The sequence below is a fragment of the Streptomyces sp. YS415 genome (assembly GCF_023544665.1).
In the GTDB taxonomy this organism is placed as follows: domain Bacteria; phylum Actinomycetota; class Actinomycetes; order Streptomycetales; family Streptomycetaceae; genus Streptomyces.
In genome coordinates this window covers 35,549-56,429 of sequence record NZ_JAMJFL010000017.1, presented here as the reverse complement: position 1 = coordinate 56,429, position 20,881 = coordinate 35,549, and the positions used below count along the sequence as shown (strand labels likewise).

20 protein-coding genes are annotated in these 20,881 nt (G+C 71.8%); 13 read left to right on the top strand and 7 right to left on the bottom strand.

What is annotated here, in order from left to right; all coding sequences use genetic code 11:
* Positions 1–49: 49 nt before the first annotated feature.
* From M8H82_RS22150 to bagB, 3 genes are read right to left on the bottom strand one after another with little or no spacing between them, the layout of a single operon-like run.
* Complete coding sequence (locus M8H82_RS22150) at positions 50–412, bottom strand: SAV_915 family protein (RefSeq protein ID WP_250076617.1); 363 nt, start codon at positions 410–412, stop codon at positions 50–52.
* Positions 413–416: 4 nt separating this feature from the next.
* Positions 417–1,523 (bottom strand): bagremycin/ferroverdin biosynthesis 3,4-AHBA synthase BagC/FevH, encoded by a 1,107-nt coding sequence (bagC, locus tag M8H82_RS22145; protein WP_250076616.1) that lies wholly within the window; start codon positions 1,521–1,523, stop codon positions 417–419.
* Between the two features lie 18 nt (positions 1,524–1,541).
* Positions 1,542–2,315, bottom strand: a complete 774-nt coding sequence (gene bagB, locus M8H82_RS22140) for a bagremycin/ferroverdin biosynthesis DhnA-type aldolase BagB/FevI (protein ID WP_250076615.1) — start codon at positions 2,313–2,315, stop codon at positions 1,542–1,544.
* 169 nt (positions 2,316–2,484) lie between these two features.
* Between bagB and bagA the strand changes: the two genes are divergently transcribed.
* The 7 genes from bagA (at position 2,485) to bagI (ending at position 10,576) form a co-directional block, all read left to right on the top strand.
* The gene (gene bagA / locus M8H82_RS22135; protein ID WP_250076614.1) at positions 2,485–4,074 is read left to right on the top strand and encodes a bagremycin/ferroverdin biosynthesis tyrosine ammonia-lyase BagA/FevW; all 1,590 of its coding nucleotides are present in this window, start codon (positions 2,485–2,487) and stop codon (positions 4,072–4,074) included.
* On the top strand, positions 4,071–5,399 hold the full coding sequence (gene bagE / locus M8H82_RS22130; protein WP_250076613.1) for a bagremycin/ferroverdin synthetase BagE/FevW: 1,329 nt from the start codon (positions 4,071–4,073) through the stop codon (positions 5,397–5,399). The genes bagA and bagE overlap by 4 nt, the downstream gene beginning before the upstream one ends.
* Before the next feature lie 15 nt (positions 5,400–5,414).
* Entirely contained in the window at positions 5,415–6,437 is a 1,023-nt protein-coding gene (gene bagF / locus M8H82_RS22125) for a phospho-2-dehydro-3-deoxyheptonate aldolase BagF/FevY (RefSeq protein WP_250076612.1), read from the top strand.
* A 131-nt stretch (positions 6,438–6,568) separates the two neighbouring features.
* A complete protein-coding gene (gene bagG, locus M8H82_RS22120; RefSeq protein ID WP_250076611.1) occupies positions 6,569–7,945 on the top strand; it encodes a bagremycin/ferroverdin biosynthesis FAD-dependent oxygenase BagG/FevA2 in 1,377 nt (458 codons plus the stop codon).
* 126 nt (positions 7,946–8,071) lie between these two features.
* Positions 8,072–8,446 (top strand): bagremycin/ferroverdin biosynthesis copper chaperon BagZ/FevE, encoded by a 375-nt coding sequence (bagZ, locus tag M8H82_RS22115; protein ID WP_250076610.1) that lies wholly within the window; start codon positions 8,072–8,074, stop codon positions 8,444–8,446.
* A gap of 34 nt (positions 8,447–8,480) precedes the next feature.
* Complete coding sequence (gene bagH / locus M8H82_RS22110) at positions 8,481–9,404, top strand: bagremycin/ferroverdin biosynthesis o-aminophenol oxidase BagH/FevF (RefSeq protein WP_250076609.1); 924 nt, start codon at positions 8,481–8,483, stop codon at positions 9,402–9,404.
* A gap of 164 nt (positions 9,405–9,568) precedes the next feature.
* Positions 9,569–10,576 (top strand): AfsR/SARP family transcriptional regulator BagI/FevR, encoded by a 1,008-nt coding sequence (gene bagI / locus M8H82_RS22105; RefSeq protein ID WP_308293271.1) that lies wholly within the window; start codon positions 9,569–9,571, stop codon positions 10,574–10,576.
* A 96-nt stretch (positions 10,577–10,672) separates the two neighbouring features.
* Here the strand turns inward: bagI and bagJ are convergent, their stop codons facing one another.
* The 3 genes from bagJ to bagL form a co-directional block, all read right to left on the bottom strand.
* Positions 10,673–12,031: a bagremycin/ferroverdin transporter BagJ/FevB gene (gene bagJ, locus M8H82_RS22100; protein ID WP_250076607.1), complete on the bottom strand. Its 1,359-nt coding sequence runs from the start codon at positions 12,029–12,031 to the stop codon at positions 10,673–10,675.
* Between the two features lie 66 nt (positions 12,032–12,097).
* On the bottom strand, positions 12,098–13,474 hold the full coding sequence (gene bagK, locus M8H82_RS22095) for a bagremycin/ferroverdin biosynthesis FAD-dependent oxygenase BagK/FevA1 (protein ID WP_250076606.1): 1,377 nt from the start codon (positions 13,472–13,474) through the stop codon (positions 12,098–12,100).
* Positions 13,475–13,548: 74 nt separating this feature from the next.
* Positions 13,549–14,004 carry a MarR family transcriptional regulator BagL/FevM gene (gene bagL, locus M8H82_RS22090; RefSeq protein ID WP_250076605.1) on the bottom strand — a complete coding sequence of 152 codons (456 nt, stop codon included), beginning with the start codon at positions 14,002–14,004 and terminating at the stop codon, positions 13,549–13,551.
* Between the two features lie 61 nt (positions 14,005–14,065).
* Here bagL and bagM point away from each other — a divergent pair, with 61 nt between their 5' ends.
* The 5 genes from bagM (at position 14,066) to M8H82_RS22065 (ending at position 19,169) form a co-directional block, all read left to right on the top strand.
* Positions 14,066–14,713 carry a bagremycin/ferroverdin biosynthesis UbiX family decarboxylase BagM/FevK gene (bagM, locus tag M8H82_RS22085; RefSeq protein WP_250076604.1) on the top strand — a complete coding sequence of 216 codons (648 nt, stop codon included), beginning with the start codon at positions 14,066–14,068 and terminating at the stop codon, positions 14,711–14,713.
* Positions 14,652–15,308: a hypothetical protein gene (locus M8H82_RS22080; protein ID WP_250076603.1), complete on the top strand. Its 657-nt coding sequence runs from the start codon at positions 14,652–14,654 to the stop codon at positions 15,306–15,308. Before bagM ends, M8H82_RS22080 begins: the two co-directional genes overlap by 62 nt.
* Entirely contained in the window at positions 15,292–16,761 is a 1,470-nt protein-coding gene (gene bagN, locus M8H82_RS22075) for a bagremycin/ferroverdin biosynthesis UbiD family decarboxylase BagN/FevL (RefSeq protein ID WP_284049203.1), read from the top strand. Before M8H82_RS22080 ends, bagN begins: the two co-directional genes overlap by 17 nt.
* Positions 16,762–16,986: 225 nt before the next feature.
* Positions 16,987–18,072 carry a prephenate dehydrogenase gene (locus tag M8H82_RS22070; protein WP_250076601.1) on the top strand — a complete coding sequence of 362 codons (1,086 nt, stop codon included), beginning with the start codon at positions 16,987–16,989 and terminating at the stop codon, positions 18,070–18,072.
* Positions 18,073–18,308: 236 nt separating this feature from the next.
* On the top strand, positions 18,309–19,169 hold the full coding sequence (locus M8H82_RS22065; RefSeq protein WP_250076600.1) for a triacylglycerol lipase: 861 nt from the start codon (positions 18,309–18,311) through the stop codon (positions 19,167–19,169).
* Between the two features lie 56 nt (positions 19,170–19,225).
* Here M8H82_RS22065 and M8H82_RS22060 read toward each other — a convergent pair whose 3' ends face one another.
* Entirely contained in the window at positions 19,226–20,254 is a 1,029-nt protein-coding gene (locus M8H82_RS22060; RefSeq protein ID WP_250076599.1) for a lytic polysaccharide monooxygenase, read from the bottom strand.
* Between the two features lie 170 nt (positions 20,255–20,424).
* Between M8H82_RS22060 and M8H82_RS22055 the strand changes: the two genes are divergently transcribed.
* Entirely contained in the window at positions 20,425–20,874 is a 450-nt protein-coding gene (locus tag M8H82_RS22055; RefSeq protein WP_250076598.1) for a GNAT family N-acetyltransferase, read from the top strand.
* The last annotated feature ends 7 nt before the right edge of the window (positions 20,875–20,881 follow it).

Here is a 20,881-nt window from a genome sequence, read left to right as displayed (position 1 = left end):
GTACGCCACTTGGCGGTTCCGGGGCGGTGACGCCGGCCGGAGCCGACCGTCACCACACGTCGTCCGGGAGGCACTGCGCGTACCGCCGCGGGCCGGTCAGGACGGGCCCGTCCTCGCGGATGCCGCCGGTCGGCAGGCCGGCCGCCTCCGGCAGCCTCGGCATCTCCGGTCCGACGTAGAGCGGGTCGATCCGGACGTGCTCGATGCCCAGTGGCCCGAGCAGCGCCAGGAGCGCGCGCCGGGACAGCCGGATCCACCGCTGGCTGGGTCCCAGCGCGGCGTAGAGCCGTTCCTCGCCGGTGAAGGCGAGGCCGACCCGTTCCCTTCCGGCACCCGGCCGGGCCGTCCGCACGACGGCCACCGCGCCGTCGAGGTCGCCGACCCGCACCGGGACGTACAGGAGCGCGTCCACTACGTCACGTCTCGAGGCAGAACTCGTCGAGCGGGTAGCCGACGTGCCGGTCCTCCGTCGGCAGGAAGCCGAGCACCTTGTCGCCGGGCTTCAGCTCGGTGCTGTTGAGGACCGTGCCGCCCGGGCCGAGCACCCGCACGTGCCAGTCGTCCTGGAGGATCAGATTGACCTCGCGGCCGTCGGTGGAGACCGCGTTCACCGAGATCAGCGGCCTGGTCTCGATCTTGACCCGGCCGACGGTGACGAGCCGGGTGCGGCCCTCGACGTCGGACGCCACGACCTTGCTGCCGGCCTTCAGCTCGCTGAGGTAGTTGGTCCGGCCGTCCTTGGACAGCGTGTACGAGTGGATGGCGCCCGCGTTCACCCGGAACGGGCGGGTCGGCATGTACGGCAGCGGGTGCGTCTCGCTGACGCAGAGGATCATGCCCTTGGAGTGCGAGCCGACCAGGATGCCCTCGTCCTCGCGGAAGTAGGTGCAGGTGTCCACGCAGGCACGCTCGCCCATGCCGACGTGCTCCGTGCCGACGACCTCCAGCTCGGTCAGGGCCAGGTCGGGGGTCTCGGCGTCGACCACGGCCTTCAGAGCGGTGGCGTCGCCGACCTTGCGGGGCGCCATCATCACGCCGTCGGAGCCGTGCTCCAGCACGCCGAAGATGATCTCGGCCTCCTCGACGTCGGCCGCCACCGTGATCAGGCTGCCGTGGGCGGCGGCGGACGCCGCGATGACGATCTCCAGCGGGATCTTGGTCGGGTCGCGGAACAGCAGCAGGCTCCACTGCTCGGTGCGCGCCGACTGACAGGCGTCCTCCAGCGACTTCGCGTCGACGATCTCCACGAACCGGCCGAATTCCAGCCCCGGGTACGCGAGCCGCAGCTCGGCGGGGGTGACTTTGTGGAAGTCGGGGTCGACGATGACCACGGTGGCCTCGCCGAAGTCCTCCGGGAGGGTCTTGCCGCGGGGGAACAGCACCTTGGTGACGGTCGGGGGCAGACCCTCCAGGGATGCCGGGTCCGCCGCGACGATGCCGTCGACCCGCTGGTGCAGCGCCTCCTGGACGATGGCGTCCCGCGCCTCGTCGACGCCTCGGATGTCCAGCCAACTGAGCTTCATGTGCAGGGCTCCTCGTGGTCACTCACTGTGGATGAGGTCGGCCAGCTTCCCGGCCATGACGCCGGGATCGGGCGCCTCGAAAACGTTGCGGCCCATGGCCACGCCCGCGACGCCGGCGCTCAGCGCCTCGCCGACGTGGGCAAGGACCTGGCCCTCGTCGTCGTTGCGCGGACCGCCGACGGTGATGACCGGGACGGGAGAGCGGGCGACGATCTCCTTCATCTCCGTCACCGAGCCGACGTACGGGGCCTTCACCAGGTCCGCGCCGAGATCGGCGGCCAGGGTCACCGCGTGCGCCACCAGCGTGGGGTCGCGCGGATCGCTGATCCTGGGGCCGCGGGGGTACATCATCGCCAGCAGCGGTACGTTCCAGCGGTCGCAGGCCTCGGCGACCACCGCCAGGTCGGACACCTGCTGCTGCTCGCCGTCCGAGCCCAGGTTGACGTGCACGCTCACCGCGTCCGCGCCCAGCCGCAGGCTCTCCTCGACGCCGGCCACCAGGTACTTGGCGTCCGGGTCGGAAGCGTGCACGGTGCTGGCGCTCAGATGGACGATGAGCGAGGTGCCGGCGAACCAGGCGGGATCGACGTGCCGGAGACTGCCCTTGTGCAGGACGATCGCGTCCACCCGGTTGGTGGCCAGCCGGCCCACGAGTGCGTCGAGCCCTTCGCCGCCGGTGATCGGTCCCTGGCTCACCGAATGGTCCATCGGCACGATCAGCAGCCGTTCGGAATGGTGTCGGTAGAGGCGCCGCAGGCGTAGCCGCCTGCCGAACGCGCCGTTGGAGATCATGGGGATTCCTCATTTCTCCGGGCCGGTCTTGGAACAACCCTGAAGAGGGCGGGTATCTTCGGCGTCTCATCCGTATATCGCGGGCGGCGCCTTCCCGATATCGACGGGGAACATCAGCGGTCAAGACTCGTGGGCAACCGGCGAGAAAGGTGTCCACAAAGTGACGACCATGAAGATTGACGGGCACGGCCTGAGCATCGCCCAGACCGTGGCCGCCGCATCCCGCGAAGGTTCGGAATTCGCGGTCTCCGAGGACGCGTTGCGGGCGATGAATGCCTCCCGGAATCTGAAGCTGGAGATCCTCGCGACCGGAAAGCCCATTTACGGGGTGACAACGGGTTTCGGTGACAGCGTCAACCGGCAGATATCACCGGAGAAAACCGCACGACTGCAGAACGAGCTGATCCGCTACCACCTGAACGGAACGGGCCCGCTGGCCTCCGACGAGGTCGTGCGCGCCACCGTGCTGATCCGCGCCAACTGCCTGGCCCGGGGCAACTCCGGCGTCAGCCTCCCCGTCGTGGACCTGCTGCTGGACTTCCTCCGCTACGACATCCTGCCGGCCGTCCCCGAGCGCGGTTCGGTCGGCGCCAGCGGCGACCTGGTCCCGCTCTGCTACCTCGCCAACGCCCTGACGGGCCAGGGCAAGGTGCGCCACCGCGGCGAGACCCGCCAGACCGCGGACGTACTGGCCGAGCTGGGCCTCCAACCGGTGACGCTGGAGGCCAAGGACGGGCTGGCGCTGATCAACGGCACGTCCTTCAGCGCGGCGTTCGCCGTCCTGAACACCGAGGCGGCGGCCGAACTCGCCGACGTCGCCGACATCTGCACCGCGCTGGCCAGCGAGGGGATGCTCGGCAACCGGGGCCACTACGCGCCGTTCATCCACCAGGAGAAGCCGCACAGCGGCCAGGGCGCCAGCGCCGCGTTCATCCACGAGATGCTCGAAGGCTCCTCGCTGGCGATGACGTACGACCAGGTCGTCGACCTGAACGTCCCGCTGGACGGCCGGCACTACCAGAAGCTCGCCCGCAGCATCCAGGACCGCTACTCGCTGCGCTGCGCCCCGCACGTCAACGGCGTGCTGCGGGACATGCTCGACTGGGTCCGCACCTGGATGACCGTGGAGATCAACTCCTCCAGCGACAACCCGCTGTTCGACCCCTCCACGGGCGCCGTGTACAGCGGCGGCAACTTCTACGGCGGGCACGTCGTCACCGCGATGGACTCGCTGAAGACGGCCGTCGCCGGCGTCGCCGACCTGCTCGACCGGCAGCTCGCGCTCCTGGTCGACGAGAAGTTCAACAACGGCCTCACCCCGAACCTGATCGCCCGGGTGGACGACGACGACAGCGAGGCCGGACTGCAGCACGGCTTCAAGGGCATGCAGATCGCGTGCTCGTCGCTCACCGCCGAGGCGCTCAAGAACGCGGGTCCGGCCTCCACGTTCTCCCGCTCCACCGAGGCCCACAACCAGGACAAGGTCAGCATGGCCCCGATCGCCGCCCGCGACGCGCGCAACGTGATCGAACTGACCCGTGAAGTCGCGGCCATCCACCTCCTCGCCGCCTGCCAGGCCGTCGAGCTGCGCGGCGTCGACGAGACGAGCCCGCGCACCAGGGCCGTGCACGCGCGCATCCGCAAGGAGGTCCCCTTCGCCGCCACGGACCGGCAGATGGACGGCGACATCACCGCGGTCGTGGAGATGATCGCCTCCGGCGCCGTCACCGAGGCCGCTCGGGCGGGAGGCACGTCGTGACCGTCGCCCCGAACACCGAAGCGGCCGCCTCCGGTCCGGCGGCCGGCGCGCTGCCCGCCATCGGCGACTGGAAGACCTTCGGCGAACTGCGCGCGCTCCAGCGGAAACGGATCGGGCCGACGCTGCGGCACGCCCTCGACTCGCCGTTCTACGCCGAGCGTCTACGGGCCGGGCAGGAGCTGTCCACCGTCGGCCTCACCGGGAAGTCGGACCTGCGCGACAGCTACCCCTTCGGCATGCTCGCCGTGCCCAGGGAACGCCTGGCCTCCTACCACGAGTCCAGCGGCAGCACCGGCAACCCGACCCCCGCCTACTTCACCGAGGCGGAGTGGACCGACCTGGCCGACCGGTTCCTCCGCAAGACCGTCCCGCTCGGTCCCGAGGACACCATGCTGGTGCGCATCCCGTACGGGCTGGTGCTCGCCGGGCACATGGCCCACTGGGCCGCCATGCGCGGCGGCGCGACCGTGGTCCCCGGCGACTGCCGCTCGCTCGCGGTGCCCTACTCGCGGGTCGTGCGCGTGCTGCGCGACCTGGAGGTGACGCTGACCTGGTCGACGCCGAGCGAGAGCCTGCTGTGGGTCGCCGCGGCCAAGGCCGCCGGCTGCCCCACCGACTCCTTCAAGTCACTGCGGGCGCTGTACGTGGCGGGCGAACCGATGAGCAACGCGCGCCGCCGCCGGATCGAGGAGATCTGGGGCGCCCCGGTCATCGAGGAGTACGGCTGCACCGAGGTCGGCCCCCTGGGCAGCGACTGCCCGTACGGCCGGATGCACTTCTGGGCCGACCGGGTGCTGCCGGAGATCTACGACCCGCAGACCGGGCGGATCACCGCCGAGGGCGCCGGGCAGCTGGTCATCACCCCGCTGTACCGCGAGGCGATGCCGCTGGTGCGCTACAACCTCGAAGACCTGGTGGAACTGCGGTACGAGGACTGCCCCTGCGGGTGGCAGCTGCCCACCGTGCGGGTCATGGGCCGGCTCGGCCAGGGCTACACGGTCGCCGGGCGGCGCCTCGGGACGATCCAGGTGGAGGAGATGGTCTACCGGCTGCCCGCCTCCCACGGTGTGCTGTTCTGGCGGGCCCGGGCCGAACGGGACCGCCTGGTCGTCGAGTTCGAGGCGCCGGGCCCGGACGGCGCGGAGGCCGCCGCGTTGCTCGCCGCGTCCGTCGAGACGGAACTCGGGGTGCCCTGTGCGGCCGACGCGGTGCCCGCGGGCACGCTGGTGCCGACCGCGCTGCTGGCGGAGCAACTGGACGCCATGAAACCGCGCAAACTGTTCGGGCCCGACGAGGACTGGGGGCAAGCCGTTGTCCGGGGTTGAGACATGGTGATCGTGATGGCCTCACAGGCCACGGCATCCGACGTCGCCGCAGTTGTCGCGCGGGTCGAGTCGGCGGGCGGAGAGGCCTTCGTCAGCCGCGGGACGAGCCGCACCGTCGTCGGGCTGGTCGGCGACATCGAACAGTTCGGCACGCTCAGCCTCGGCGCCCTGCGCGGCGTCGCCGAGGTGGTGCGCATCTCCGTGCCGTACAAGCTCATCAGCAGGGAGAGCCACCCGCACCGCTCGGTGGTCCGGGTGGGCGGGGCGGCGATCGGTCCCGGCACGCCGACGCTGATCGCCGGGCCCTGCGCGGTGGAGACGCCGGAGCAGACGCTGCGGGCGGCGCTGATGGCCCGGGCGGCCGGCGCGACCGTCCTGCGGGGCGGTGCCTTCAAGCCCAGGACCTCTCCCTACGCCTTCCAGGGCCTGGGCGAGGCCGGGCTGAAGATCCTCGCGGACGTGCGCGCCGAGACCGGCCTGCCCGTCGTCACCGAGGTGGTCGACGCCCACGACGTCGAACTGGTCGCCTCGTACGCCGACATGCTGCAGATCGGCACCCGCAACGCGCAGAACTACGCGCTGCTGCAGGCCGTCGGCGAGGTGGACAAGCCGGTCATGCTCAAGCGGGGGATGTCCGGGACCATCGAGGAGTGGCTGATGGCCGCCGAGTACGTCGCGCAGCGCGGCAACCTCGACATCGTGCTGTGCGAACGCGGCATCCGGACGTTCGAGACGGCCACCCGCAACACCCTGGACATCTCCGCCGTGCCCATCGTCCAGCGGCTGTCGCACCTTCCCGTCATCGTCGATCCCTCGCACTCGGGCGGGCGGCGCGACCTCGTGCTCCCGCTGACCCGGGCGGCGCTGGCCGTCGGCGCCGACGGGGTCATCGTCGACGTGCACCCCGACCCGGCGACCGCGCTGTGCGACGGGCCCCAGGCGCTCGTCCACGGGGACCTGGAGGAACTCGGCGCGGCGATGCGCGGCGAGCTGCCCGCACGGCACCGGATCCTCGACGGGGCCGCCTCCCTCCCGTGACGGCGACGGCCGCCGGGCCCGGTCCGGCGGCCGATCGCCGCATCCTCCTCAAACGGGGGATGGGCCGCGGCCCCCGCCGTTGGCAGAGTCCTTTCCGTCCCGCCACACAACCGGGTCCGGGAGGACTGAGGATGACGACAGGCAAGAGCATCGAGAAGCCGGCCGCGGCGGAACTCTCCGAACGGCTCCGGGGCCGGGTCCTGCTGCCGGGGGACGACGACTTCGCCCCGGAGCTGGACGGGTTCAACCAGATCACCGAGCACGCTCCGGACCTGATGGCGGTCGTGACGGGAGCCGATGACGTGCGCGAGGCCGTGTCCTTCGCCGCCACCCGCAAGATGCCGGTCGCCGTCCAGGCCACCGGCCACGGCCCGTCCGCCGCGGCGGACGGCGGATTGCTGATCAGCACCCGGAGGATGCGCGGCGTGCGCGTCGACCCGGCCGCGCGCACGGTCCGGGTCGAGGGCGGCACGCAGTGGTTCGAGGTGGTCGAGGCGGCCGCCGAGCACGGCCTCGCCCCGCTCAACGGCTCCTCCCCGCTGACCGGGGTGATCGGCTACACGCTCGGCGGCGGCCTCGGGCTGATGGCCCGCAAGTACGGCTACGCCGCCGACCACGTCACCGCCCTGGAGATCGTCACGGCCGACGGACAGCCGCACCGGGCCACCGCCGACCAGGACACCGACCTCTTCTGGGCCGCGCGCGGCGGCAAGGGCAACTTCGGCGTCGTCACCGCCCTGGAGTTCGGCCTCGTCCCGGTGGAGCGGCTTTACGGCGGCGGGCTGTTCTTCGCCGGCGAGGCCGCTGCGGACGTGCTGCACGCCTGGCGTGAGTGGGCCGCGACCGTGCCGGAGGACCTCACCTCCTCGCTGGCTCTGCTGCGGCTGCCGGACGTCGAGTCGATCCCGCCCTTCCTGCGCGGCCGGCTGACCGTGCACGTCCGGATCGCCTACCTGGGCTCGGCCGAGGACGGGGACAAGCTGGTCGGGCCACTGCGCGCCGCCGGCCCGCTGGTCGTCGACACGCTGGCCGACATGCCGTACACGAGGTGCGGAGAGATCCACAACGACCCCACCGAGCCGATCCCCTACAGCGAGCGGTCGATGATGCTCCGCGAGCTGGACGAGGCGGCCGTGGGCGCGCTGCTGGAGCTGGCCGGACCGGACGCCGACTGCATCGACCTGGCCGTGGAGCTGCGGCAGCTGGGCGGCGCGGTCGGCCGGCCGCCGAAGACGCCCAACGCCGTCGACCACCGGGACGCCGCCTTCGCGCTGTCGACCCTCTCGCTGCCCGACAACCGGCCCCCGCTCGTGGTGGACGGCATGGCGGCGTGGGGCACCGGGCGCCGCTACCTCAACTTCCTGGCCAGTCCCGACGCGGCGGACCTCGCCGAGAGCGGCTACGAACCGGCCACCTTCGCCCGGCTGGCCGAGATCAAGGCCCGGATCGATCCGGACAACCTCTTCCGGTTCAACCACAACATCGCGCCGCGTCCCCGGCAGGTCTGATCTCGCGAAGAGCCGCGCGGCGCGGCCGCGGTACCGCCGGCGCGATATCCCGCCGATACATCCCGTTGCGAGGCTGGACGCGACTCTTACCACTTTTTGATGGTTTGTTCAATCGGAAGGACAGCAGTGAAACGACGTGATGTGATGAAGGGCATGACGGCCGCCGTCGCGGTCGCGGCGGCGCCCGCCGCCGTCATCCACGCGGGCAACACCTGGGCCGCCTCGAACGACGACGCGGCCGTCCCCCGGGCGGCCGGGGAAGAGGCGGGGGACCTGTACACCGAGCAGTACAAGGGCCGCACGATCACCGTGTCGAAGAGCACCGAGAAGGTGCGGATAGACGGCCGGGAACTGCACCTGATGAAGCTGGGCGAGGGCGCGTACCTCAGCTCGATGTGCCACTACCGGTTCGAGGCCACCCCGCTGGCCGCCGGCCGCCAGGCCGTCGACGAGCTGCGGGGGGCGAACCTGCTGCCCTCCGGCGGCCACCACCATGCCTGACCCGGACGCGAGTGAACCGAGAAGGAAAAAACTGATGGTTCCCGTTCGCAAGAACCACCTCAACATGACCCGCGCGGAGCGGCAACGATTCATCCGTGCCCTGCTCCGGGTCAAGGAGACAGGCGTCTACGACGAGCTGGTCCGCATACACATAAAGATCAACTCGGGCGACTACCTGGACAAGGACGGCGGCGTCGGCAAGCGCTGGGGCCACATGAGCCCGGGCCTGTTCCCGTGGCACCGCCAGTACCTGCTGGTCCTGGAGCGGGCGATGCAGCGGTTCGACCCCACCGTCACCATCCCGTACTGGGACTGGACCAAGGACCAGAGTCCCGACTCGCCCCTGTGGGCGGCCGACTTCATGGGCGGCAACGGCCGGCCCGGCGACGGCAGGGTCACGACCGGCCCGTTCGCCCGCTGCAACGGCTGGAAGCTGAATGTCAGCGTCGTCCCGGTCGGCGACGAGCACCCGGCGTTCAACGGCAACTACACCGCGGACGACCGGGACTACCTGGTCCGCGACTTCGGCACCACGAACCCCGTCCTGCCGACGACGAAGGAGCTGGAGGACACCCTCGCCCTGCCGACGTACGACACGCCGCCCTACAACTACACCTCGGGGTACGGCACCGAGACGCAGTCCCTGCGCAACCACCTGGAGGGGTACGCGAAGTTCCCCCACGAGGCCAACCTGGGCAAGCTGCACGGCGCCGGCCACACCTGGGTGGGCGGCCACATGCTGTACATCGGGTCGCCGAACGACCCCATCTTCTTCATGCACCACTCCTTCCTCGACAAGGCCTGGTCGATCTGGCAGAAGCAGCACCCGGACGTGCCTCAGTACCTTCCGGTGGAAGAGCACCCGGACGTGCCCTCGCTGCACACCAAGCTCGCGCCCTGGTACTCGATGACACCGGCCGATTTGCTCGATCACACGAAGTTCTACCGCTACGAATAGGGTTCTTCCATTGGTCCAGGAAACAGCTCGCACGACCGCAGTCCTGTTCCGCTGACGACAGTTGCCATCGACATTCACCTGATGCCGATGGCAACTGCATTGGCGCAACTACGGGTCTTCACGCGCCCGTGCGTCATTTTTTCTCGCACATCATTACCGGGGGTATGGATATGTGCGCCGACCATGTGTTCCACATACTTGGCCCGCTGCTCGTCACGAACAGCGGGGAGCCAATAGAAATAAGCGGTATCCGCAGGCAGAAATTACTCGCCGCGCTGCTTCTGCAGCCCAATCAGATGATCAGCCTCGACCGGCTCGTCGACGTCATGTGGGACGACAAGCCGCCCGCGTCCGCCCACGGACAGATCCGCATCTGCGTCTCCGGGCTCCGCCGCCTGCTCAGGGGCGGCGAGCGCGACAGCGTGATCGAGACGCACCCCTCCTGCTACCGGATCAGCGTCCACGGCGAGGACGCCGTGGACCTGTTCACGTTCGAGCGGCTCGTCTCCCAGGGGCGGGCCATGGTCCGCGACGGCCAGGTGGAGCGCGCCGAGAAACTGCTGAAGTCGGCGCTCGCGCTGTGGCGCGGACCGGTCGCGGCCGGCCTCGACAGCCCGGCGCTGGGCGCGCTCGTCGTCAGGCTGCACGAGAACCGGCTGACCGTGCAGGAGGAGTACTTCGACGTGGCGCTGAAGCTGGGGCACCACCAGCGGATCATCGGCGATCTGACCGGCTTCGTCTCCGAGAACCCCTTCCGGGAGCGCGCCTGCGCCCAACTGATGCTGGCGCTCTACCACTCGGGCCGTCAGGCGGACGCCCTGAAGACCTTCCGCGCCGCCAGGGCACGGTTCTCCGAGGACCTCGGCATCGAGCCGGCGCGGGACCTGCACGTCCTGCACCAGTCGATCCTGGTGGGGCGACTCCCCTCGGCGGGCTCGCCTCCCTCGCACTCGCCGGCGTGCGCCGGCCCTCGCCCGGACGGTCGCCAGGGCCGCCGCCCGGCCGGCGTCGCGCTGCTCTCGCGGACCGCGCCGAACACCGTCACGGCCGACCCGCTGGAGCGACTGCGGCAGGAGAACGACCTGCTCCGCACGGAACGTGACGGGCTCCGCCGGCTCCTGTCCCTCTGGCTGGACCTGAGCGACGTCGACCTGGGCGTCGCGGTCCACTGAACCGGCTCACGGCAGCGCCCCTCCCTCCGCTCCTCGTCGAGGAGCGGAGGGAGGGGCGTGCTGCGTTTCACCTTCGGGGCCTCTGTCCCGGAGGCGTCAGGCCTCCTGCTGCGCCCGGGCGGGCGGGAGCGTCAGGGCGATCAGACCGGCCAGCAGCGGGAGCACCGCGACGAAGGCGAGCGCGCTGGTGAGGTCCATGTGCTCGGAGAGGGCCCCGGCCGCGGCCGAGCCGATGCCGCCGCCGACGAAGAACAGCAGGTTGAGCACGCCCATGGCGCCACCGCGCTGGGCGGGCGCGAGGCGGCTGGAGAGCACGGCGGTGGTGAGCACCTGAGTGGCGGCGAACGTCGCCATGCCCATGGAGGTGCCGATGAGCATGACGACGATGCCGCCGTCGACGATGCCGACGATGCCGAGGAACACCGAGCAGCTGACGGCGGTCCCGGCGAGCAGCAGGCTGCCGCCCTTGCCGACGGTGAGCTTGCTGGCCACGCGGGCGGCCACGGCGCCGACGACCGCGCCCGGGAGCAGCCAGGCGCCGATCTTGAACACGCCCCAGCCGTACTGCACGGTGAGGATCTGCGGCACCGCGTACATCGCGGCGAACAGGCCGGCGTAACCGCCCACGCCGATCATCGCCGAGGTCAGGAAGGTCCGGTCGGTGGCCAGTTCACGCGGGAGGAAGCCGTCGGGCCGCTTGCCGATCCGCACCAGCAGGCCGGCCACCGACACCACGAGGAGCACCGCCAGCCCGATCACCAGCGGGGTGTCGAGGTCGAGGGAGGACGCCTGGATGAGGAGCAGCAGGGACGTCGCGCCGGCGCCCAGCAGGACGCCGCCGGTCACGTCGACGGCCTTGCCGTAGCCGGGGCGGGTGGCCGCGAGCTCCAGGCAGAAGGGCACCAGCAGCAGCGAGAGCGCCGGCAGCACCAGGGTCAGCCGCCAGTCCAGCCAGTCCGTGACCATGCCGCCCATGAGGGTGGCGGTGGAGGAGAACAGCGCCATGGACGCGCCGAAGATGGCGAGGATCTTGGTCCGGTGTTCGGCCGCCGCTCCCGAGGCGAGCGTGAGGGCGCTGGAGGTCATGGCGCCGGAGCCCGCCGCCTGCACGAACCGGCCGGCGATCAAGGTGCCGAAGTCCTGTGCGACCAGGCACAGCACCGCGCCCAGGGCGAGGAACAGGGCCCCTGTGAGGAGGGTGTTGCGAACGCCCCACTTCTCGGAGAGCCGCCCGAAGAACGCGGTGCCCACGCCGAGCGCCAGGGCATGCGCCGTCAGCACCCAGCCGGCGACCGCCGGGCGGACGTCCATCTCCATGGCGACGTCGGGCAGCGCCACGCCCGCGGCGGTCACTCCGAAGATCACGGGGCCGAAGAGGGCTCCGAGCCTGAGCCCGGTCAAGCCCGCACCGGAAGCGGTTTGCGGCGGAGCCTGCACCGCGCTGTTGGTGGTCATCGAGAGTCGTCCCTTCCAGGATTCGTGAGGTGCGCCGAGTCGGCGTCTTCGGGTGATCGGCGGTTGTCACGCGGGGCGTTCGGCAGCCCGCACGCGCGGTGAGATGTTGTGGTTGAACCGGAAGAGGTTCTCCGGGTCGTACCGCGCCTTGATCTCGCCCAGCCGCGCGTAACCGGCGGGCGGGTAACCCCGGTGGGCCGGCCGGGCGGTGCCCGGTCCGCTGAGGAAGTTGAGGTGACTGCGGCCTGTGCCGCGGTGCGCCATGCCGTCCACGACGTGTTCCGGGCGTCCGCCGGGCAGTCCGCGCGTGGTCAGGCAGTACAGGGCGTCGCGGTGGTCGACCGCGCCCGGCACCGCGGCCGGCCGGCCGAGCGCGCCGCCCATGTGCCGTAACTCGACCACGGCGTCCGTGCAGCCGCTTCCCGGACCGGCGAGGCGGAGCAGGTCGTCGACCGCGTCCGGGCCCAGCTCGCGCAGCATGGCGGAGCGTTCGTCGTAGGGGTGGGGGAAGGCCTGGTCGTCGTGGATGTCCGCGAAGCGGGTGTACGGCATCACCCTCAGCGTGTCCGCGAGCGTCGGGGCGACGGCACGCAGGGGCCTGACCAGTCGCTCCCCCTCGTCGCCTGGGCCGAGGTGGGCGACGCGGACGTGCACCACGAGCCCGCCCCGCAGGAAGGGCGGGACCGGCCTCTGGTCGGGCATCCGCAGCAGCGCCAGCGAGGAGGCGGTCTCCTCCGGCACGGACTCCGTCCACGACCGCCAGGCGTGCAGCACCTCGGCGGCACTGTCGCCGGGGAAGAAGAGGCCGCCGCCGTAGAGCCGGGTGACCGGCACGAGCCCGAACTCCAGGGCCGTCACCACGCCGAAGTTCCCCTGGCCGCCGCGCAGCGCCCAGAAGAGGTCCGGGTGCCGCCGCGCGGTGGCGGTGCGGGGGAGTCCGTCGGGGGTGACGATGTCCACCGCGGTGACGTGGTCGGCGGCGAAACCGTACGCGCGGGACAGCAGCGCCAGTCCGCCGCCCAGGGTGTAGCCGACCACCCCCACCAGCGGTGAGGAGCCGCTGAGCGGAGCGAGTCCGTGGACGGCGGCCGCGTCGACGACCTGGTGCCAGCGCGCGCCGGCCCCGGCCCGGGCGACCCGGGTGGCCGGGTCGACGGTCACGCCGGTCATCCGGCGGGTGTTGACGAGCAGCCCGGTTCCCTCGGTGACACGCGAGGGACCGTGGCCGGTCGCCTGGACCGCCGTCGGCAGTCCGGTCTCGGCCGCGAAGGCGACGGCCTTGCGCACCTCCGTGGCGTTCCGTGCGCCGAGGACCATCGCGGGCCGGTGCCGCAGGGCCCGGTTGAACCCGGTGACCTCGGCCGCGTATCCCTCGTCCCCGGGCCCCAGCACCGGACCGGAAAGGCGGCCGGCAAGCCGTTGCGCGGTTGCCGGTCTGTACATGCGTCAGCCCTCCCAGGCGGAGCCGGTCTGTTCGCTGATCACACTTCCAGCGCCGGCTCGGAGGGCCCATCCCTCTATTGAGGGGAAGTGGGCTGCGGCATGTCGCCCATGACACGGAGCATCTCGACCAGCTGCCTCGTCCGCTTCTCGCCCAGCAACTCCTCCACCCGTGCGTGCAGTTGCGCGGCCTCCTCGACCCCCTCGGCCAGACGTCGGCGGCCGGCGTCGGTGAGGGCGACGATGCGGCGCCGGCGGTTCGCCGGGTCCATCTCCTTGGTCACCAGGCCGCGCGCCTCCAGGCGGTCCAGCAGCACGGTGAGCGTGGAGCGGTCGACGGCGGTCAGGGCCCCGAGCGCGGACTGGTCCATGCTGCCGCGGTCGTCCAGGGCGAGCAGCACCGCGAACTGAGGACTGGTCAGGTCGGGCAGCCGCTGCTGCCACAGCGCCGCCCACGCCTGTCCGGCTCGGCGCAGCTGATGCGGCAGCGCGTCTTCCAGTTGTGGCCGCGGCCCAGGGCTTGTGTTCGTCATGCCGACCAGTATATTCAGTACAAGGATATTCCGTACACGGAAGATTGCGGTGGGGGCCAGGATGCGGCTGATCGTGGGAATGACCGGTGCCACCGGCGCGGTGCTGGGGGTTCGACTGCTCACCGAGTTGCAGCGGAACCCGCAGGTGGAGACACATCTGGTGCTCAGCCGCTGGGCACGCGCGACGGTGGAACTGGAGACCGGGCTGAGCGCCCGCGAGGTGACCGCACTGGCCGACGTCACCTACTCGCCCGACGACCAGGGGGCGGCGATCTCCTCCGGCTCGTTCCCCACCGACGGCATGGTGATCATCCCGTGCAGCATGAAGACGCTGGCCGGCATCCGCGCCGGATACGCCGAGGGGCTCATGGGCCGGGCCGCCGACGTGACGCTCAAGGAGCGGCGCCGGATGGTCCTGGTGCCGCGGGAGACGCCGCTCAACGAGATCCATCTGGCGAACATGCTGGAACTCGCCCGCATGGGCGTCTCGATCGTGCCGCCCATGCCCGCCTTCTACAACCGGCCGGAGTCGGTCGGCGACATCGTCGACCACATCGTCATGCGGGTTCTCGACCAGTTCGGTCTCGAGACCGCCGGCGCCCGCCGCTGGGAGGGCTTCCCGCGCCCGCCGGCCGGCCGGGCGGGCCTTGCGGCCGACGTCCCCGCGATACGCCACAACGGTACGCAGCAGAGGAGCGCGCGTTCATGAGCAGGCCTGTGACCGAACCTACGACCGGGTCGGCGACCGAGGTTGCGAGCGGGTCGGCGACCGATCCTGCGGCCGGTCCGTCGACGGCCCCGACGAACGCCCCGTCGACCAGCCCCGCGACCAGCCCGACGACCGGTCCGGCGGCCAGTCCATTGACCGCCTCGACGGCCAGCCTGTCGACGGCCCCGACGGCGGGGTCGTCGAACGCCCCGACGGCAGCCCCGGCGGCAAGTCCATCGACGGCCCCGACGGCCAGCCTGTCGACGGCCCCGATGGCCGGGTCGTCGAACGCCCCGACGGCAGCCCCGGCGGCCAGCCCATCGACCGGCCCGGCGGCCAGTCCATCGACCGCCTCGACGGCCAGCCTGTCGACGGCCCCGACGGCGGGGTCGTCGAACGCCCCGACGAACGCCCCGACGGCAGCCCCGGCGACCAGCCCCGCGGCCAGCCCGTCGACCAGCCCCGCGACCGCCCCGGCGACCAGCCTCGCAACCGCCCCCGCGACCGCCCCGGCGACCAGCCTCGCAACCGCCCCGGCGACCAACCCCGCAACCGCCCCCGCGGCCGCCCCTCGGCCGCTGATCCGGTTCGGTGAGCTGCGTGGTTATCTCGACGCGCTGGAGGCCTTGGGCGACCTGCGTCGGGTCACGCGGCCGGTGAGTGCCGATCTGGAGGCCGCCGCGATCAGCCGCCTGTCCTGCGAACGACAGGCCCCCGCCCCGCTGTTCGAGAACGTGGAGGGCGTCGCGCCGGGCTTCCGGCTGCTCGGGGCGCCCGCCGCGCTCAGTTCCGCCCCCGGCAAGCCGCTGGCCCGGGTCGCCCTGTCCGTCGGCCTGCCCGCCGGGACCACCGCCGCCGAACTGGTCGACCACCTGGCCCGTACCCGCGACGCGAAGCCCGTCCCCCCTCGGCCGGTCGCGCGCGAGGACGCGCCCTGCAAGCAGAACGTGCTGCTGGGCGACGACGCCACCCTCGACCGCTTCCCGGTGCCCCGGGTCCACGAGTTCGACGGCGGCCCCTATGCCAACACCTGGGGCATCATCGTCGCCAGGACACCGGACGGCCGGTGGACCAACTGGTCGATCGCCCGGATCATGCTGATCGACGGCAAGCACATGACCGGCCTGGTGATCCCGGCGCAGCACATCGGCATGATCTGGTCGGAGTGGGTGAAGACCGGCGAGCCGATGCCGTACGCGCTGGTGCAGGGCGGCGACCCGGCCGTCCCGTTCGTCGGAGGCGTTCCGCTGCCGCCGGGGGTCGACGAGGCCGGCTACATCGGCGCGCTGCACGGCGAGCCGGTCGACGTCGTACGGTGCGAGACGGTGGACCTGGACGTGCCCGCGGGCGCGGAGATCGTCATCGAGGGGCACCTGTCCGTCGGCCGCGACGCCCGGGAGGGACCGTTCGGCGAGTTCGCCGGATACGGCTCGACCGAGACGTCGATGCAGCCGGTGTACACGGTCGAGGCCATCACCCACCGCGACGACCCGATCTGGCCGCTGGTGGCCGAAGGGCGGCCGGTGGACGAGTTCCACACCGTGACGGGCGTCGGCCAGGCGGCCGAGGTCCTGGCGGAGCTGCGCGCCGCCGGCCTGCCGGTCACCACAGCCTGGTCACCGCTGCGCGCCGCGTCGCACTGGATGGTGGTCACCGTCCCGCGGGACTGGCGGGAACGGCTGCCCGGCGTCGACTCCAAAGAACTCACGCACCGGATCGGCAAGGTGCTCTCCGAGTCCCACTCGGGCCGCGCCACGGCCGCCACCTTCGTCCTGGACGACGACGTCGACCCGGCCGACGACACCGACCTGCTGTGGGCGCTGGCCACCCGGATCCACCCCCTGGACCGGGCGGAGGCGTGGTACGGCTTCGTCCACCCGCTGCTGAACTGCTACACCCGCGAGGAGCGCGCCGCCCAGTCCGGCCCGATCGTCTTCCACGACGGGCTGCTGCCCGCCCCCGGCGAGGACCGGCTCCCGCACAGTTCCTTCGCCGAGGCGTACCCGGAGCGGATCCGCCACCGGGTCCTCGAGCACTGGGACGACTGACGCCGCCCCGGACCGGACCGGACCGGGCCAAGCCGCGGGCACCACGCCCACCACGCGCATCGCGCCCGCTCTCCGGACAGGCGCGGCCCCGGTCAACGGGACCGGTGCGGCCCTGGTGAAGGGGCCCTTCCTCACATGGATGGAGCACGTGAACACTGAGCAGCAGCACCGAGCGCTCGCGACCCTCTCCCGCCGCGCGGCGTCCTGGCACGAGGGCGGCGTCCGATGAGGACCGCCCTGGTCATAGGAGCCGGCCTGATCGGCACGTCCGCGGCCCTGACGCTCGCCGGACGCGGCGTCACCGTCCATCTGGCCGACACCGACCCGGACCGGGCCCGGACGGCGGCGGCCCTCGGCGCCGGCAGCGACGAGCCGCCCCCCGGCCCCGTGGACCTGGCGCTCGTCGCCGTGCCGCCCGCGCACACCGCCACCGTGCTGGCCGGGGCGATGCGTGCGGGGGTGGCGCGCGGCTACGCCGACGTCGCCGGCGTCAAGGGCGGCCCCCGGCGCGAGCTGGAGGACCTGGGTCTCGCTCTCGGCTCGTACATCGGCACCCATCCCATGGCGGGCAAGGAGAGCTCCGGCCCGCTCGCGGCGAGCGCCGACCTGTTCGAGGGCCGGCCCTGGGTGCTCACCCCGATGCCGGACACCGACACGGAGGTGCTGAACCTCGCCCTGGAGCTGGTCGCGCTCTGCCGCGCCGTACCCGTGATCATGGACGCCGCCGCCCACGACCGGGCCGTCGCCCTCGTCTCGCACACCCCGCAGCTCATCTCCTCGATGGTCGCCGCACGACTGCGGACCGCCGACGAGACAGCGGTGCGACTGTGCGGCCAGGGCATCCGCGACGTCACCCGGATCGCCGCGTCCGACCCGCGGATGTGGACCGAGATCCTCGCGGCCAACCCGGGTCCCGTCGCGGAGGTGCTCGCGGGGGTGGCGGCCGACCTGGAGGAGACCGTCGCGTCGCTGCACGCCCTGCAGTCCGCCGACGAGGCCAAGCGGCGCGGCGGCGCAGCGGGCATAGAGGAGGTCCTGCGCCGGGGCAACGCGGGCCGCGCCAGAGTGCCCGGCAAGCACGGCGAGGCGCCCGCCGCCTACGAGACGGTGGCCGTCCTCATCAGCGACCAGCCGGGCGAACTGGCCCGCATCTTCGCGGACGCCGGCCGCGCGGGTGTCAACATCGAGGACATCCACATCGACCACGCGACCGGCCGCCGGGCAGGCCTGGTCCAACTGATGGTGGGCCCCGCCGCGGCCCCCGCCCTGAGCGCGGCCCTCAGCGAACGCGGCTGGTCGATCCACCGCTGACGACACGAGTCCGGGCAGCACATGACCTGGGGCACCACGTGCTGCTCACTGCGCCCAAGGGGCCCGTGCGCAGCACCTGGTGACGGCTCATCAACTACCACTGGAAGTTTTTACTGACGCGTAACTTCCCCCTTGAACTACTCACTCGTAACTTGACAAGTGAACCAGCATCCCGTGATCCGGATCACAGGGCGTAAGGCCATCGCAACTCCCTTGAGCCGCAAGGAGATCACCCGATGCTGCCCTGGAAGAGACTGCTCAGACCCCTGACCGCGCTGCTGCTGACCGCCGCGGTCGCCGTCGTCCCCGCCACCGCCGCGCAGGCCGCCGAAGCGCCGAGCAGCGGATGGAACGACTACTCCTGCAAGCCGTCCGCCGCCCATCCCCGCCCGGTCGTCCTGGTGCACGGCACCTTCGGCAACTCCGTCGACAACTGGCTGGGCCTCGCGCCCTATCTGACCAAGCGCGGCTACTGCGTCTTCTCGCTCGACTACGGCCAACTGCCGGGCGTGCCGTTCTTCCACGGCCTCGGGCCGATCGACAAGTCGGCGGAGCAACTGGACGGCTTCGTGGACAAGGTGCTCGCCGCGACCGGCGCCGCCGAGGCCGACCTCGTCGGCCATTCGCAGGGCGGCATGATGCCCCGCTACTACCTGCGGTTCCTCGGCGGGGCCGCCGAGGTGAACGCCCTCGTCGGCATCGCGCCGGACAACCACGGCACCACCCTGTCCGGCCTGACGAACCTGCTGCCGTACTTCCCCGGCGCCGAGGACCTGCTGTCCACCGCCACCCCCGCCCTCGCCGACCAGATCGCCGGCTCCCCGTTCCTCACCAAGCTGAACGAGGGCGGCGACACCGTCCCCGGCGTCCGCTACACGGTGATCGCCACCAAGTACGACCAGGTGGTCACGCCCTACCGCAGCCAGTTCCTCGACGGGGCGGACGTACGCAACGTCCTGCTCCAGGAGCTGTGCCCGGTGGACCTGTCCGAGCATCTGGCGATCGGTCTCTTCGACCGGATCGCCTTCCACGAGGTGTCCAACGCCCTCGATCCGGCGCGGGCCCGGCCCACCACCTGCGCGTCGGCGTTCAGTTGAGCCCGCCGGGGGCCTGACCGGCCTGAGCCGCCGGTCAGGCCCCCGGAGTCAGAGGGTCAGCGGCCGTGCCGGCCACCGCCGACGGCACGCCGCCGCACCGACAGGAACAGGGCCGCCGCGCCGACGGCCAGCGCCCCGGCGCCGCCCATCGCGAGGTAGGAGGTGCTGCTGTCGCCGCCGGTCTCGGCGAGGTTCTCCCCGGCACCGGCCGCCCTGGGCCGGTTGGCGACGGCCTCCGGGGCCGCCTCGGTGGGTGCGGCGGTGGGTGCCGCGGTGGTCTCCGCGACCGGCTCGGCCGAGGTGCCGGCGTCCTGGTCGCCGTGGCCGTGGTGCTCGATCGTCGACTCGTCGGCGCCGTCCTCGATCTGCTCCTCGGAGGGCGCGGAGGCGGTGGGCGCGGCGGGGGTCTCCTCCTCCGTCGTACCGCTGCCGCCGCTCGTGGCGCCGAAGGTGACGTCCGAGCAGGAGTAGAACGCCTCCGGGCTGTCCGAGCGCTGCCACACCGCGTACAGGACCTGCTTACCGGAACGGTTCGGCAGGGTGCCGGAGAAGGTGTAGAAGCCGCCGGACGCGGCCGGGTCGGTGACCGTCGCCACCGGGTTCTTCAGGTCCAGGTCGTCCCAGGCCAGCGGCTGGGCGGGGTCGTAGCCCTCCTTGGTGATGTACACGTTGAAGGTGCCCTTGTGCGGGGCGGTCACGCGGTACTTGAAGGTGTACGACCCGCTGCGCACGCCGGTGGCCGGCCAGTCGGCCCGGGCCAGGTCCAGGCCCTTGAACGTGTCGTTGCCCGCGCTGCACAGCTCGCCGTCGGCGATCAGCTCCTGGTGCCGGCCGCCGGCGTCGCCGATCCGGACGCCGTTCCAGTCGTAGAGCGCCTGGGTCCCCCCGGCCGCGACGGCCGCCTTGCACGCCGCGGACCTCGGGCTCTCCGGGCCCTCCGCGTAGCACTGCGACACCCGGCTGACCGGGTCGCCCATCGAACCGTGCGCGGCGGCGGGCGCGGCGGCCAGCGCGGTCAGTGCGAGCGGCGCGACGCCGACCACGGCGACGGAGGCAGCGGTGGCGACCCTGCGGCGTGCGGGCATGAGGAACTCCTGGGGAACGGTCGTCGGTTGCTGAGGCGGAACCCGTGGGGGCGATCAGCAAGCTAGCCCGAGAAAACCGCGAAATCGCCTGCTGGAGGCGGGTGACGGAGATCCTTATGGTCCCTTTAAGGGAGTGCTGAGACTGCGCTCAGGTAGGTACGGTGCGGGCCATGCCAGACGATGAGATCCGACCCGCGAACGCCGCCGACGTGGCGGCCGTGAAAAGCGTGACCGACGCCGCCTACCACCCCTACATCGAGCGGATCGGCCAGGTGCCGCAGCCCATGGAGCGGGACCACGCGGCGAGCGTGGCCGCGGGGCAGGTGTTCGTGACGGGGGACCCCGTGATCGGCCTCGTGGTGGTCGAGGAGCGCGCGGACCATCTGTACGTCGACAGCATCGCCGTCCATCCCGACGCCCGGGGGACGGGCGTGGGACGACGGCTGCTGGAGTTCGTGGACGCACGCGCGCGCGTGCGAGGGCTGCCCGAGATCAGGCTCTACACCAACGCCAAGATGTGGGAGAACCAGAAGATCTATCCGAAGTTCGGCTACGAGACGGTCGAGCGCCGGGTGGAAGGCGGCTACGACCGTTTCCATTACCGCAAGCGGCTGGGGTGAAGGCCCG

Bases quoted from the DNA above. Each gene is read 5' to 3' on its own strand.
- bagC (WP_250076616.1), bottom strand. From the start codon at position 1,523: ATGAAGCTCAGTTGGCTGGACATCCGAGGCGTCGACGAGGCGCGGGAC.
- bagB (WP_250076615.1), bottom strand. From the start codon at position 2,315: ATGATCTCCAACGGCGCGTTCGGCAGGCGGCTACGCCTGCGGCGCCTC.
- bagA (WP_250076614.1), top strand. From the start codon at position 2,485: ATGAAGATTGACGGGCACGGCCTGAGCATCGCCCAGACCGTGGCCGCC.
- bagF (WP_250076612.1), top strand. From the start codon at position 5,415: ATGGCCTCACAGGCCACGGCATCCGACGTCGCCGCAGTTGTCGCGCGG.
- bagG (WP_250076611.1), top strand. From the start codon at position 6,569: ATGACGACAGGCAAGAGCATCGAGAAGCCGGCCGCGGCGGAACTCTCC.
- bagH (WP_250076609.1), top strand. From the start codon at position 8,481: ATGGTTCCCGTTCGCAAGAACCACCTCAACATGACCCGCGCGGAGCGG.
- bagI (WP_308293271.1), top strand. From the start codon at position 9,569: ATGGATATGTGCGCCGACCATGTGTTCCACATACTTGGCCCGCTGCTC.
- bagJ (WP_250076607.1), bottom strand. From the start codon at position 12,031: ATGACCACCAACAGCGCGGTGCAGGCTCCGCCGCAAACCGCTTCCGGT.
- bagK (WP_250076606.1), bottom strand. From the start codon at position 13,474: ATGTACAGACCGGCAACCGCGCAACGGCTTGCCGGCCGCCTTTCCGGT.
- bagL (WP_250076605.1), bottom strand. From the start codon at position 14,004: ATGACGAACACAAGCCCTGGGCCGCGGCCACAACTGGAAGACGCGCTG.
- bagM (WP_250076604.1), top strand. From the start codon at position 14,066: ATGCGGCTGATCGTGGGAATGACCGGTGCCACCGGCGCGGTGCTGGGG.
- M8H82_RS22070 (WP_250076601.1), top strand. From the start codon at position 16,987: ATGAGGACCGCCCTGGTCATAGGAGCCGGCCTGATCGGCACGTCCGCG.
- M8H82_RS22065 (WP_250076600.1), top strand. From the start codon at position 18,309: ATGCTGCCCTGGAAGAGACTGCTCAGACCCCTGACCGCGCTGCTGCTG.
- M8H82_RS22060 (WP_250076599.1), bottom strand. From the start codon at position 20,254: ATGCCCGCACGCCGCAGGGTCGCCACCGCTGCCTCCGTCGCCGTGGTC.
- M8H82_RS22055 (WP_250076598.1), top strand. From the start codon at position 20,425: ATGCCAGACGATGAGATCCGACCCGCGAACGCCGCCGACGTGGCGGCC.